The sequence below is a fragment of the Kitasatospora sp. NPDC047058 genome, from assembly GCF_040643935.1.
GTDB lineage: Bacteria > Actinomycetota > Actinomycetes > Streptomycetales > Streptomycetaceae > Kitasatospora.
This window is the reverse complement of sequence record NZ_JBEYVJ010000200.1, coordinates 1-13,061: the sequence shown is the minus strand read 5'-3', so window position 1 is coordinate 13,061 and position 13,061 is coordinate 1. Positions and strand designations below refer to the sequence as shown.

Below are 13,061 nucleotides of genomic sequence, written 5' to 3'. Positions count from 1 at the left end.
TGGCCTCGGTGACGACCGCGGCGGGCGCCTCGGCGGCGGCCTCGGCGGTCGGGGCGCCGGCGGCCGAGGTGGCCCGGCGGCGGGTGCGCTCGGTCCGGGCGGGCGCGGCGGTCTCGGCGGCGGCCTGGACCGGGATCTCGATCTGGGCCTGCGCCTCGGCGGCGGCCGGGGCCTCGGCGGCCTGTGCGGCCTTGGTGCGGCGGGCGGGCTTCTCGGCCGCCGGCTCCGCGGCGTCCGCCTTGGCGGTGGTGCGCTTGGCGGCCGGGGCGGCCGTGGTGGCGCCGCCGGCGGCGAGCAGCGGGTCCCCGCCGCTCTTCTCCTTGATGGCCTCGATCAGCTGGCTCTTGCGCAGGCGTCCCGTGCCGCTGATCCCGAGCGTCGAGGCGAGCTTCTGCAGCTCGGCCAGGACGAGGCCGTCCAGGCCCGCGGCGGCGGTACGACGGCGCCGGGCCGGGGCGGCGGGGGCGGCGGCGGCGTCCGACGCCTCGGCGTCCGGGCGCGCGCCCATCAGATCGGTGGTGTCGCTCACTAAGGGTCCTTCCCTGGAGCGGACGTCGGCCTGTCTGGCTCGGCGACCGGTTGTGCTGTCCTGACCAACGCTCGACTGCGTCGGTCCGAGGCGGTGATCCCCCGGATGGCGGAAGCCAGTCGGGAGAGAGCTGCGAGGTGCGGTGCATGAAGCACGGGTGGTGCTGAGTGGCGCGATGGGACGGTCGCGTGCCGACCCTCCCCCAGCTGCCTGCGAAACCCGGTCCCCGTCGCGTGACGGTGGACCGCGCTCCGCCCGTCCTGGCCTCGAGGTGGGAGGCCGCGGGTGGGAGTCAGGTGCCGTCACGGCTTCGGGATGCGGCCGCATGTCGCGCAGGCAGGCTGCGTACGCGCTGCGGTGGGCTCCCGGAGAATCGTCGCCCCGTACATCGCCTGGACTCCGCTGGTGCGGAGTGCTGGGATCGGGACGCGGCGCACCGAGCCCCGGAGGGCACCTGGTGCAGCAATGAGGTTAACACTACCGACCCCCTGAGACATTCCCCAGCCTTGCGCTTGCCAATCGTGTCCGGACGGCCCGGCTCCGGACGGGCCGGTCCGGCCCCGGACGCACGGCCGTCCCCGGCCCCGGCGCCGCACCCCCGGGAACGCCGGCCCGCGCGGGCCGGCCCGGACCTGCCGTTCAGACGTCGAGCGGGAGCACCGAGGCCCCGGCCCGGTCGAGTTCCAGCCGGTGCGCGGCGAACACCGGGCCGCCCGCACCGTGGTCGCCGGCGAAGGCCAGCACCTTGTCGGCGCCCGCCTCGTCGGTGAGCGCCAGCACGGTCGGACCGGCCCCGGAGATCACCGCCGGGACGCCCTCCGCGCGCAGCGCCCCCACCAGCGCTGCGCTGTCCGGCATCGCGGAGGCCCGGTAGTCCTGGTGCAGCCGGTCCTCGGTGGCGGCGAGCAGCAGCTCGGGCCGCCGGGTCAGGGCCTCCACCAGCAGCGCGGCGCGGCCCGCGTTGACGGCGGCGTCGGCCAGCGGGACGGTCCTGGGCAGGAGACCGCGGGCGGTCTCGGTGAGCACCTCGGTGGCCGGCACGAAGACCACCGGCACGACCTGCGCGGACGGCTCCAGGGTGACGGCCTTGGCCGACTCCTCGTCGGTCCAGGCCACGGTGAAGTTGCCGCGCAGACAGGCCGCGACGTTGTCCGGGTGGCCCTCCAGCTCGGAGGCGAGCGCCAGCAGCGCGTCGTCGTCCAGCGCGGACGGGCCGCCGATCGTCACGGCCCGGGCCGCCACGATGCCGGCGCAGATCGCGGCGGACGAGGACCCCAGGCCGCGGCCGTGCGGTATCCGGTTGGCACAGACCACTTCGAGGCCGCGCGGCTGGCCGCCGAGGCGGTCGAAGGCGGCGCGCATCGAGCGGACCACGAGGTGGCGCTCGTCGCGGGCCAGGGTGTCGGCACCCTCGCCCGCGATGTCGACGGACAGCCCGGAGTCGGCGACCCGGACGACCACGTCGTCGTACAGACCCAGCGCGAGTCCGAAGGCGTCGAAGCCGGGGCCGAGGTTGGCACTGGTCGCGGGGACCCGGACCCGGACGGCGGCGGCACGGAACGCAGGACCGGCCATGCGGTGGACTCTCCTGGGGAAATCGGGCGGCGCGAAGCGCGTCGGTGCGAGGGTGGGGGGAGGGCCGCGGGCCCCGGACGGGGCGGGCGGTCACGGCCGTCGGCGCGGCCCGCGGAGGGGCCGGACCCGGGGCATGTGCCACACGGCCGAACCCAGAGTATCGAAGAGAGGTTCCCCAGTGGTACACCCCGCGGGCCATCGATCTGGTGTGTTGCCGTTTCTGGCCGGAATACGTGCCGGAATGCCACCGGAATGCGCGACGGAATTGACACAAAAGTGTCACCGGAGAACGGCGCCGGGCCGACCCCCGAAAGGGTCGGCCCGGCACCGGTCACGGTGCGGCGGGGATCAGCCCAGCAGGCCGAGGCGCTGCGCGGCGGCCTCCGGGTCGATCGGGACGATCTGCGGCTGCGGCGCGCCGGCCACCGCCCAGTCCGGGTCCTTGAGGCCGTTGCCGGTCACGGTGCAGACGATCCGCTGGCCCGGGTCGACCAGGCCGGCCTCCGCCTTGGCCAGCAGACCGGCCACCGATGCGGCCGAGGCGGGCTCCACGAAGACGCCCTCCTGTGCGGCCAACAGCCGGTAGGCGGCGAGTATCTGACGGTCGGTCACCTTGTCGATGAGGCCGCCCGACTCGTCCCGCGCGGCGAGCGCGTAGTCCCACGAGGCCGGGTTGCCGATCCGGATCGCGGTGGCGATGGTCTGCGGCTTGAGCACCGGCGCGCCGTCCACGATCGGGGCCGAGCCAGCGGCCTGGAAGCCCCACATCCGCGGGGTGCGGGCGGCCAGCCCGTCGGTGGCGTATTCGCGGTAACCCTTCCAGTACGCGGTGATGTTGCCCGCGTTGCCGACCGGGAGGACGTGGATGTCCGGCGCGTCGCCGAGCATGTCCACGATCTCGAAGGCGGCGGTCTTCTGACCCTCGATCCGGACCGGGTTGACCGAGTTGACCAGCGCCACCGGGTACTTCTCGGACAGTTCACGCGCGAGGGTGAGGCAGTCGTCGAAGTTCCCGTCCACCTGAAGGATCTTGGCGCCGTGGACCAGCGCCTGGCCCATCTTGCCGAGGGCGATCTTGCCCTGCGGCACCAGCACCGCCGACACCATCCCGGCGCGCACCGCGTACGCGGCGGCGGAGGCCGAGGTGTTGCCGGTGGAGGCGCAGATGACGGCCTGGGCGCCGTCCTCCTTGGCCTTGGAGATGGCCATCGTCATGCCGCGGTCCTTGAAGGACCCGGTCGGGTTTGCGCCCTCGACCTTGAGGTAGACCTCGCAGCCGGTGCGCTCGGAGAGCACCTGGGCGGGGACGAGCGGCGTGCCGCCCTCGAGCAGGGTGACCACGGGAGTGGTGTCGCTGACCGGCAGCCGGTCGCGGTACTCCTCGATCAGGCCGCGCCACTGGTGGGTGTGCGCGCCTCGGACGACGTTCTCGGCAACGGCGTTCATGGCTGTTCCTTACTCCCCTTCGACCCGCATGATGCTGGCCACGTCCCGCACGCTGTCCAGCGCGCGGAGCTTGTCGACCGTCGCCGACAGGGCGGCGTCGGTGGCACGGTGGGTGACCACGACGAGCGAGGCGTCGCCGTCACGGCCCTTCTGGCGCACGGTGTCGATGGAGACGCCGTGCTCGGCGAAGACGGACGCCACCTGGGCGAGCACGCCCGCGCGGTCGTCCACGTCCAGGCTGACGTGGTACCGGGTGACCACCTCGTCCATCGGCTTCGCCGGCAGCTGCGTGTACACGGAGTCACCGGGGCCGGTGGCGCCGGCGAGCTTGTTCCGGCAGACCGCGACCAGGTCGCCGAGGACCGCCGAGGCGGTCGGCGCACCGCCGGCGCCCGGGCCGTAGAACATCAGCCGCCCGGCCGCCTCGGCCTCGACGAACACGGCGTTGTACGCCTCGCGGACGGAGGCCAGCGGGTGCGAGAGCGGGATCATCGCCGGGTGGACGCGCGCGGTGACGGAGGCGCCGTCGGCGGCCCGCTCGCAGATCGCCAGCAGCTTGACCACGCAGCCCATCTGCTGGGCGGAGGCGATGTCGGCGGCGGTCACCTCGGTCAGGCCCTCGCGGTAGACGTCCGCCGCGGTGACCTTGGTGTGGAAGGCGATGCCGGCCAGGATCGCCGCCTTGGCGGCGGCGTCGAAGCCCTCCACGTCGGCGGTCGGGTCCGCCTCGGCGTACCCGAGCGCGGTGGCCTCCTCCAGCGCCTCCGAGTAGCCGGCGCCGGTGGTGTCCATCTTGTCGAGGATGAAGTTGGTGGTGCCGTTGACGATCCCGAGCACCCGGTTGACCTTGTCGCCGGCCAGCGACTCGCGCAGCGGGCGGATCAGCGGGATCGCGCCGGCCACCGCGGCCTCGTAGTACAGGTCCACCCCGGCCTCGGCGGCCGCGGCGTGCAGTTCGGCGCCGTCCTGGGCGAGCAGCGCCTTGTTGGCGCTGACCACCGACGCGCCCTGCCGGAACGCCGACAGGATGTGCTGTTTGGCGGGCTCGATGCCGCCCACCACCTCGATCACCACGTCGATGTCGCCCCGGTTGACCAGGGCCTCGGCATCGGTGGTGATCAGGTGCTCGGGTACGCCCGGGCGGGCCCGGCCGGCCCGCCGGACCGCGATGCCGGCGAGCTCGACCGGCGCGCCGATGCGCGCGGCGAGGTCGGCGGCGTCCGTCGTCATGATGCGCGCCACCTCGGAGCCCACCACACCACAGCCCAGCAACGCCACCTTCAGCGGCCGCGTACGCATCATCCGACTCCGCTCTGCATTCATCGTGCTTCGGTATTTCCGGCGGGATTCTGGGCCCGCCGGAACTTTCGGTCTGTACCAGTCTCCGGGACTTTCCGCACAGATCTACGGTCGTTCCATGATCTGAGACGAGGATTTCGTCATCCGATATCGAGACGCAGGAGATCCTCTTCCGTCTCGCGCCGGACGATCACCCGTGCCGAACCGTCCCGGACGGCCAGCACGGGGGGCTTGAGGGCGTGGTTGTAGTTGCTCGCCATCGAGCGGCAGTACGCGCCGGTGGCGGGCACCGCGATCAGGTCGCCGGCGGCCAGGTCGGCCGGCAGGAAGGCGTCCCGGACCACGATGTCGCCGGACTCGCAGTGCTTGCCCACCACGCGGGACAGCATCGGCTCCGCGTCGCTGGTCCGCGACACCAGGGCCACCGAGTACTCGGCGTCGTAGAGCGCGGTACGGATGTTGTCGGACATGCCGCCGTCCACGCTGACGTAGGTGCGCAGGCCCTCCAGCGGCTTGACCGTGCCCACCTCGTACAGCGTGAAGGCGGTCGGGCCGACGATCGCCCGGCCCGGCTCGACGGACAGCCGCGGGGCGGCCAGGCCGGCGGCGGCGCACTCGCGGCGGACGATCCCGGCCAGCGCGACGGCGATCTCGGCCGGCTCGCGCGGGTCGTCCTCGCTGGTGTAGGCGATGCCGAGGCCGCCGCCGAGGTCGATCTCGGGCAGCTCGACGCCGTGCTCGTCGCGGATCCCCGCCAGCAGGCCGACCACCCGGCGGGCGGCCACCTCGAAGCCCGCCATGTCGAAGATCTGCGAGCCGATGTGCGAGTGGATGCCGCGCAGTTCCAGGCTGTCGGGGTGGGCGAGCACCCGGCGGACCGCCTCGGCGGCCGCTCCCCCGGTGAGCGAGAGGCCGAACTTCTGGTCCTCGTGCGCGGTGGCGATGAACTCGTGGGTGTGCGCCTCGACGCCGACGGTGATCCGGATCAGCACCTGCTGCCGGACGCCCTGGCGGGCCGAGATCGCGGCCAGGCGCTCGATCTCGTCGTAGGAGTCGACCACGACGTGCCCGACGCCGGCCTTCACGGCCTGCTCCAGCTCGTGCACCGACTTGTTGTTGCCGTGCAGCGCGATCCGCTCGGCGGGCATCCCGGCGGCCAGCGCGACGTGCAGCTCGCCGCCGCTGCACACGTCGAGGTTCAGGCCCTCCTCGTGCAGCCAGCGCACGACGGCCTTGGAGAGGAACGCCTTGCCGGCGTAGTACACGTCCGCGTCGGTGCCGAAGGCGTCCCGCCAGGCGCGGGCCCGGGAGCGGAAGTCGGCCTCGTCCATGACGTAGGCCGGGGTGCCGAACTCGGCGGCGATCCGCCGGACGTCGACACCGCCGACGGTGACCACGCCGTCGGCGCCGCGGGCGACGGTCTCCGACCAGACCTTGGGGTCGAGCGCGTTCAGGTCCGCCGGCGGGGCCTGGTAGTGCCCCTCGGGCAGCACGTCGCCGTGACGGGGGCCTGCGGGGTGTGCGGAGCGACTCATCTTGACGCTACTTCCTAGACCTATGGCGAGGGGCGGCGACGGTCCCCGTTGACCGTCAGCCGCCCCCGCTGTGCGCTTGGGGGGTGGTACTACATCCGCTCGGGCGCCGTCACGCCCAGGAGCGTGAGGCCGTTGGCGACGACCGTGCGCGTGGCGTCGGCGAGCCAGAGCCGGGCGCGCGTGAGGTCCGTGACCTCCTCGTCGCCCCGCGGCAGGATGCGGCAGTTGTCGTAGAAGCGGTGGTACTTGGCCGCCAGCTCCTCCAGGTACACGGCGACCCGGTGCGGCTCGCGCAGCTCGCCGGCCGCGGCCAGCACGCGCGGGAACTCACCGAGGTGGCCGAGCAGGTCGGACTCCCACTCGGTGGCCAGCAGCTCCGGTTTGAACTCCTCGGCCGTGCCGCGCGTGATGCCGTGCTCGTCGGCGTTGCGCTGGACCGCGCACATCCGCGAGTGGGCGTACTGGACGTAGTAGACCCGGTTCTCGTTGGTCTGGCTGGTCAGGATGTTGATGTCGAGCGTGATGGTGGAGTCGGTGGACGAGCGCGCCAGGGTGTAGCGGGCGGCGTCCACGCCGATCCACTCGACCACGTCGTCGATCGTGATGATGTTGCCGGCCCGCTTGGACATGCGGACCTCTTCGCCGTCGCGAAGCATCTTCACGAACTGGCCGATCTTCACCTCGATGTTGTGGTTCATGTCGTCGCCCGCGCAGGCCGAGATGGCCTTGAGGCGGTTGACGTAACCGTGGTGGTCGGCGCCCAGCATGTAGAGCGCGACCTCGGTGCCGCGGTCCCGCTTGGACAGGTAGTAGGCGGCGTCGGCGGCGAAGTAGGTGGTGTCGCCGTCGGCCTTGATCAGGACGCGGTCCTTGTCGTCGCCGAAGTCGGTGGTGCGCAGGAAGACCGCGCCGTCCTGCTCGAAGACGTGGCCCTGCTCGCGCAGCCGCTCGATGGCCTTCCCGACCGCGCCGGAGTCGTGCAGCGACCTCTCCGAGAACCAGACGTCGAAGTGGGTGCCGAACTCGTCCATCGAGCGCTTGATCTCGGCCACCATGAGCTTCAGGCCCTCGGTGCGGAAGACCTGCAGCTGCTCGGCCTCGGGCAGGTCGAGCACGCCCGGGACGGCGCCGGTGATCGCCTTGGCGATGTCGACGATGTACTCGCCGACGTAGCCGCCCTCGGGCACCTCGCGGCCGTTCGCGGCGGCCTGCAGCGAGGCGGCGAACTTGGTGATCTGCACGCCCGCGTCGTTGAGGTAGTACTCGGTGGTGACGTCGGCGCCGGAGGCCCGCAGCACGCGCGCCAGCGAGTCGCCGACGGCGGCCCAGCGGACGCCGCCGATGTGGATCGGGCCGGTCGGGTTGGCGGAGACGAACTCCAGGTTGATCCGGAGGCCCTTGAGCGCCTCGTTGCGGCCGTAGGCCTCGCCCGCCTCGACGATGGTGCGGGCCAGCGCACCCGCGGTGGCGGTGTCCAGGGTGATGTTCAGGAAGCCCGGGCCGGCGATGTCGACCTTGGCGACGCCGGTGATCCCTCGCAGACGGTCCGCCAGCACCTCGGCGACGGCTCGCGGCGGCTTGCCGGCCGGCTTCGCGAGCTGGAGGGCCACGTTCGTCGCGTAGTCGCCGTGGTCCCTGTTCTTGGGCCGCTCGACCGTCACGTGCTCGGGCACGGCGACGGCCAGCTCGCCCGCCTCGACGGCGGCGCTCACTGCGGCCTGGACTGCCTGGGAAAGCTCTGCGGGGGTCACGACGCCAAGCGTAGGCGAGACGGGGTGCCCGCCCGCCACTCGGTTTGCCGGTTGAGACGGCGGGAACGCCCTGGTCGGCGGCGCTCAGCCGCGATCCGTGTGCTCTGTTCGCTCAGGGCGAAACCCGGCGGGCTTCCCGCCCAGGGCCATGAGCCGCCGGACCAGCGCCACCAGATCCGCCGGATCGAAGGGCTTCCCCAGGTACGCGTCCACCCCGACCGCGTCCCCGAGGTCCAGGTCGGCCGGCGAGCAGGCGCTCACGATCGCGATCGGCAGTCCGCTCGTCCCCGGCGCCGCCCTCAGCCGGGCCGCCGTCCGCAGCCCGTCCAGCCTCGGCATCACCACGTCCAGCGTCACCACGTCCGGCTTGACCCGCCGGACCACCTCCAGGCACTCGGCGCCGTCGGCTGCGGTCACCACCTCGAAGCCCTCCAGCTCAAGGTTGACCCTGATCAGCTGACGGATCACCTCGCTGTCGTCCACCACGAGGACCCGCCCGGACACTCCCGACACCTCACCGAGGGTATCGGCGGGCCGCCCGCCCCGTCCGGCCTTTGCGCACTTCCGCTCCCCCGCCGGGGGACCCCCGCCGGGAAACCGGGGACCCCCGCCGGGAAACCCGTGCACGGACCACGCCCCGAGCCTGGTAATGTTCTCCACGTCGGAGCGAACGCGACGACAACACCAAGCAGGCCCCCGTAGCTCAGGGGATAGAGCACCGCCCTCCGGAGGCGGGTGCGCAGGTTCGAATCCTGCCGGGGGCACTTCGCGAGAAGTGCAACTGAGGCCCAGGTCAGTGGAGTTCATCCACGGATCTGGGCCTTTGTCGTTCCCGGGGGCGAGTTGAGGGCGGCCGGTCGGCCGCGGCGGTGCCGGGCGTTGCGCCCCGCGGCGGCGGCGAGGGCCACCGCCGTCGCGGCGACCGGGCGGCGGGATCGAACCGGTCTGCGCCGTCCGCTCAGGAGGCCGCGGCGACCGCCTCGGCGTAGAGGGTGGCGATGGTGTGGTCGAAGTAGGCGCTGTACGAGGTGTCGTCGGTGTCGCCGCCCTGCTGGTAGCCCCCGATGGTGCCGACCACGTGGCCGGTGGCGGTGCTGATCCAGGGGCCGCCGCTGGTGCCGCCGGGGTAGCCCGGGCAGTCCACCACGCGCTGGTAACTCCCCTCGCGGTCGGTGGTGTTGGTGCACAGGTTGGAGGTCTCGGCGCCGGCCGGGTAGCCGTAGAGGCGGACGGTGGCGTCGAAGGGTTCGTCGGGGCCGAGCCGGTTGCCGCCGACCACGTCCTCGATCCGGCGGCCGTTCGAGGAGGCCGTCTCCAGGATGGCGAAGTCCTCGTCCTGGTCGCCCTTGCGGGACCAGCCGGTGGTGGTGTGGACGGCGGTGACCCGCCAGGTGCCGTACGGGGCCTCGCCGTTGCGGTACCCGGGGGCGAAGACGACACCGTCGGTGCTGCTCAGGCAGTGCGCGGCGGTGAGCAGCAGGTTGCCGGTCGGGCTGTGCAGGACGCTGGCGGTGCAGAAGTGGTTGCCCGCCTCGACCGCGCCCTCGAACAACGCGCCCACGGTGGCCGATTCGGTGCCGGCCGGGGCCTCGGCGGTGGTGCCGCGGGCCGCCGTGGCGGTCGGCGGGGGCGTCGCGGTGGCGGTGGAAGTGCCGGTGGCGGGCGCGGTGCCGGCGGGCGGGGTCGTCACCGCGGGGGTGGCCGCCGGGTCCGCCGCACGGGCGGCGGACTCCGACGGCACCGGGGTCGACGGCGCGGGGGACGCCGGAGCGGGGGACGTCTGCGGCGTGGCCGGCGCCGTGACGGCCACCCCGGAGGAGCCGCCGACCGCCGTCGCCTCCGAGGTCAGGCCGTGCGCGCCGGCCACGAAGGCGGCCACGGTGAAGGCCGACAGCACGGTGAGCAGGGCGGGGGCCAGAAGGCGGCGTCGGGGGGTTCGGCTGCGGTGCTGGCCCATGCCGGTCTGCTCCTGCCCTGGGTGTCGGCGGCGAGTACGGACCCGACTATGGCGGAAGGAGCTGGGAGGGGTGTGATCCCCGACTGGGAGGACGATGAGAAACCGTCAGCCGGCCAGCCCGGCCGCGAGCCCGTCGGCGGTGATGAACGCGGTGTGCGTCCCGGCCGTGGTGCAGGCGAAGGCCCCGGCCACCGAGCCGGCCCGGGCGCACTCCGGCAGCGGGCGGCCGCGGAACCAGGCGTACAGGAAGCCCGTCACGAAGGCGTCCCCGGCGCCGTTGGTGTCGACCACCGGGCGGCCCGGGCCGACGGCCGGCAGGTGCAGCGGCGCGGTGTCCCGGGCGAGCAGGTGACAGCCCTCCGCGCCGGCGGTGGCGATCACCGCGGTGGCCCGGCCCTCGGCGAGGACCGCCCGCATCACCTCCTCGTGGCGGCCCCGGCAGCCGGCCACCGAGAGGAAGACCAGGTCGGAGTTGAGCGCGTAGTCGCGGTGGTGGGCCGCGGCGCCGTCCCAGTCGTGCAGGTCGGTGGAGCTGGTGCGGCCGAGCCGGTGCAGGTCCGGGTACATGTCGCGGTTGGTGCCGGTGATGGAGAGGTGGACGTGCCGGCTGCGCTCCACGTACGGGAGGTAGAACTCGCGCGGCAGGCGCAGGTCGGCGGGGTGGCGCCCGTCGTAGAAGGAGAACCGGCGGCCGGCCGCGTCGACCAGGTTGACCGCGCGCGGGGTCCCGTGCGGGGAGACCAGGTGCGCGAACGGCAGGCCCTGGCGGGCGTACTCGGCGAGGATCAGCTCGCCCTGCGGGTCGTCGCCGAGGTGGTCGATGAAGGCGGTGCGCAGGCCGAGGTGGTGGGCGCCGAGGGCGACGCCGTTGCCGGTGTGGGCGACGTAGTCGCGGACCGGCGGCACGTACCGGGAGTCGGCGTCCGGGATCTCCAGCCGGTCGACCCGGACGATGGTGTCGACGCCGGCCCCGCCGGCCACCAGCAGCTCGTACTCGTACTCGGTGGTGGTCGTGGACTCGGATGCGGGCTCGAACTCCGGCACGACGGCGCCTCCTTGATCCCTGGGGTCGCCAGGAGTCAAGCAGGCGCCGGACGTTGACTGCAAGACCTTTCGGAAAGTTTCAGGATGCCGGTGCTCTCACGTCCCCCACTGCTTCACGAGGCCCGCTGCCGCTGGGCGGGCGACACCGCCCCGGCCTTGGCGCTCACCCCGCCGCCGGCCGCCTCGGCCTCGGCGGGTGCGCCGGTCCCGCCGGTGGCCTCCCCGGGGGCCGGCCGGTGGTTGATCATCAGGAACGCGATCAGCGCCGCCAGCAGCAGGATGCCCATCGCCACCCAGGTGGCGACCACGTACCCGTGCACCGCGCCCTGGGCCCGGACCGCCGGGTCGGACGCGATCCGGGTGGCCAGGTAGCTCGCGGTGGCGCTGGCCGCGATGGTGTTCAGCAGGGCGGTGCCGAAGGATCCGCCCACCTGCTGGGCCGAGTTGATGGTGGCCGAGGCCGCGCCGGCCTCGTGCGGGGGGACGCCGAGGGTGGCCAGGCTCATCGAGGGCATGAACACCAGGCCCATGCCGAAGCCGAGCAGCAGTTCGGCGGGCAGGACCATGCCGGCCCAGGGGCTGTCCACCTTCATCTGGGTGAGCCAGGCCATGCCGGCCGCGGCGAGCAGCAGACCCGGTCCGATCAGGTTGCGCGAGGGCACCCTGGTCATCAGCCGGGCCGCGAAGCCGGTGGAGGCGATGACGATCGCGGCGGTCATCGGCAGGAACGAGACGCCGGACATCACCGGCGAGAAGTGCTTGATCTCCTGGAGGTAGTAGGTGAGGAACAGGAACAGGCCGAACATGCCGACCATCGCCAGGCCGACCGAGAGCGCGCCGCCGCCGCGGTTGCGCTCGCCGACGATGTGCAGCGGCAGCAGGGCGTGCTCGGTCCGCTTCTCGACCAGCACGAACACCGCCAGCAGGGCCACGCCGAAGCCCAGCGAGCCCAGTACCAGCCAGTCGCTCCAACCGCGGCTGACCGCCTCGGACATGCCGAACACGATGGCGAGCAGGCCGCCGCAGCCGAGCAGCGCACCGGGCAGGTCGAGTCTGACCCGGCGTCCCTTGGCGATGTGGTCACGGGTCAGGACGTAGTAGGCGGAGACGGCCGCGGCGATGGCGATCGGGGTGTTGACGAACAGGCACCAGCGCCAGTTCAGGTACTCGGTCAGCAGGCCGCCCAGGAGCAGTCCGATCGCGGCTCCGCCGCCGGCGATCGCGCCGAAGATGCCGAAGGCCGTGCTGCGCTCCCGTGGGTCGGTGAAGGTGGTCGAGAGCAGCCCCAGTGCCGACGGGGCGAGCAGTGCGCCGAACGCGCCCTGCAGGGCGCGGGCCGCGAACAGCATCGCCGGCCCGGACGCGCTGCCGCCGATCGCGGAGGCGAGGGCGAAGCCGAGCAGGCCGATGGTGAAGACGCGCTTGCGGCCGAAGAGGTCGCCGAGGCGGCCGCCGAGGAGCAGCAGCCCGCCGAAGGCCAGGGTGTAGGCGGTGATCACCCATTGCCGGTTGGCGTCGGAGATGCCGAGGTCCTTCTGGGCCGAGGGCAGCGCGATGTTCACGATGGTGATGTCGAGGACGATCATCAGCTGGGCGATGGCGATGACGGCCAGCGCCCACCATCGGCGGTTGTCGGCCGCCGCCTGGATCTGATGACCGGTGGCAGGTTGCGAAGACACTGGGGGAGCCTTCCGTCGGGTGCGGAGAGGTCACGCAGTCGCCTTCCAGCCAAACGCGCGGTGCGCCGAATGGCAAGGAAAATACTGACCAAATATGGCGATTTGGGACCAAAGAACCAGGGTCCCGGGACCACAGGACGAGAAAGACGACGGAAAGCGACGGCGGGCCCGCAACGGAAAGCGACGATGGGTCTCCGGCCGGGCCAGCAGGTCGGCGAACTGGGCGACCACCGCCTCGATGTCGGC

General features: G+C 72.9%; 11 protein-coding genes and 1 tRNA gene. 1 reads left to right on the top strand and 11 read right to left on the bottom strand.

The features are described from left to right. From ABZ885_RS25450 to ABZ885_RS25420, 7 genes are all read right to left on the bottom strand, one after another. On the bottom strand, nucleotides 1-529 hold a 529-nt coding region (locus tag ABZ885_RS25450; protein ID WP_360192917.1), incomplete at its 3' end, for a Rho termination factor N-terminal domain-containing protein. Between the two features lie 639 nt (nucleotides 530-1,168). After that, nucleotides 1,169-2,104: a homoserine kinase gene (gene thrB / locus ABZ885_RS25445; protein ID WP_360192914.1), complete on the bottom strand. Its 936-nt coding sequence runs from the start codon at nucleotides 2,102-2,104 to the stop codon at nucleotides 1,169-1,171. Between the two features lie 348 nt (nucleotides 2,105-2,452). Then, nucleotides 2,453-3,550: a threonine synthase gene (gene thrC / locus ABZ885_RS25440; RefSeq protein WP_360192911.1), complete on the bottom strand. Its 1,098-nt coding sequence runs from the start codon at nucleotides 3,548-3,550 to the stop codon at nucleotides 2,453-2,455. Nucleotides 3,551-3,559: 9 nt separating this feature from the next. Further along, nucleotides 3,560-4,852 carry a homoserine dehydrogenase gene (locus ABZ885_RS25435; protein WP_360192908.1) on the bottom strand — a complete coding sequence of 431 codons (1,293 nt, stop codon included), beginning with the start codon at nucleotides 4,850-4,852 and terminating at the stop codon, nucleotides 3,560-3,562. A gap of 137 nt (nucleotides 4,853-4,989) precedes the next feature. Then, complete coding sequence (lysA, locus tag ABZ885_RS25430; protein ID WP_360192905.1) at nucleotides 4,990-6,384, bottom strand: diaminopimelate decarboxylase; 1,395 nt, start codon at nucleotides 6,382-6,384, stop codon at nucleotides 4,990-4,992. A gap of 89 nt (nucleotides 6,385-6,473) precedes the next feature. Continuing rightward, the gene (argS, locus tag ABZ885_RS25425) at nucleotides 6,474-8,135 is read right to left on the bottom strand and encodes an arginine--tRNA ligase (RefSeq protein WP_360192902.1); all 1,662 of its coding nucleotides are present in this window, start codon (nucleotides 8,133-8,135) and stop codon (nucleotides 6,474-6,476) included. 84 nt (nucleotides 8,136-8,219) lie between these two features. Beyond that, the gene (locus ABZ885_RS25420) at nucleotides 8,220-8,639 is read right to left on the bottom strand and encodes a response regulator (RefSeq protein WP_360192920.1); all 420 of its coding nucleotides are present in this window, start codon (nucleotides 8,637-8,639) and stop codon (nucleotides 8,220-8,222) included. Between the two features lie 188 nt (nucleotides 8,640-8,827). Between ABZ885_RS25420 and ABZ885_RS25415 the strand changes: the two genes are divergently transcribed. After that, nucleotides 8,828-8,899 (top strand) — tRNA-Arg (locus ABZ885_RS25415). Nucleotides 8,900-9,093: 194 nt separating this feature from the next. Here ABZ885_RS25415 and ABZ885_RS25410 read toward each other — a convergent pair. The 4 genes from ABZ885_RS25410 to ABZ885_RS25395 all read right to left on the bottom strand — a co-directional run. Then, nucleotides 9,094-10,092 (bottom strand): trypsin-like peptidase domain-containing protein, encoded by a 999-nt coding sequence (locus tag ABZ885_RS25410; protein WP_360192900.1) that lies wholly within the window; start codon nucleotides 10,090-10,092, stop codon nucleotides 9,094-9,096. A 105-nt stretch (nucleotides 10,093-10,197) separates the two neighbouring features. Then, the gene (locus ABZ885_RS25405) at nucleotides 10,198-11,136 is read right to left on the bottom strand and encodes a carbohydrate kinase family protein (protein ID WP_360192897.1); all 939 of its coding nucleotides are present in this window, start codon (nucleotides 11,134-11,136) and stop codon (nucleotides 10,198-10,200) included. A 113-nt stretch (nucleotides 11,137-11,249) separates the two neighbouring features. Continuing rightward, complete coding sequence (locus tag ABZ885_RS25400; RefSeq protein WP_360192894.1) at nucleotides 11,250-12,815, bottom strand: MFS transporter; 1,566 nt, start codon at nucleotides 12,813-12,815, stop codon at nucleotides 11,250-11,252. 30 nt (nucleotides 12,816-12,845) lie between these two features. Continuing rightward, on the bottom strand, nucleotides 12,846-13,061 hold a 216-nt coding region (locus tag ABZ885_RS25395), incomplete at its 5' end, for a hypothetical protein (RefSeq protein WP_360192891.1).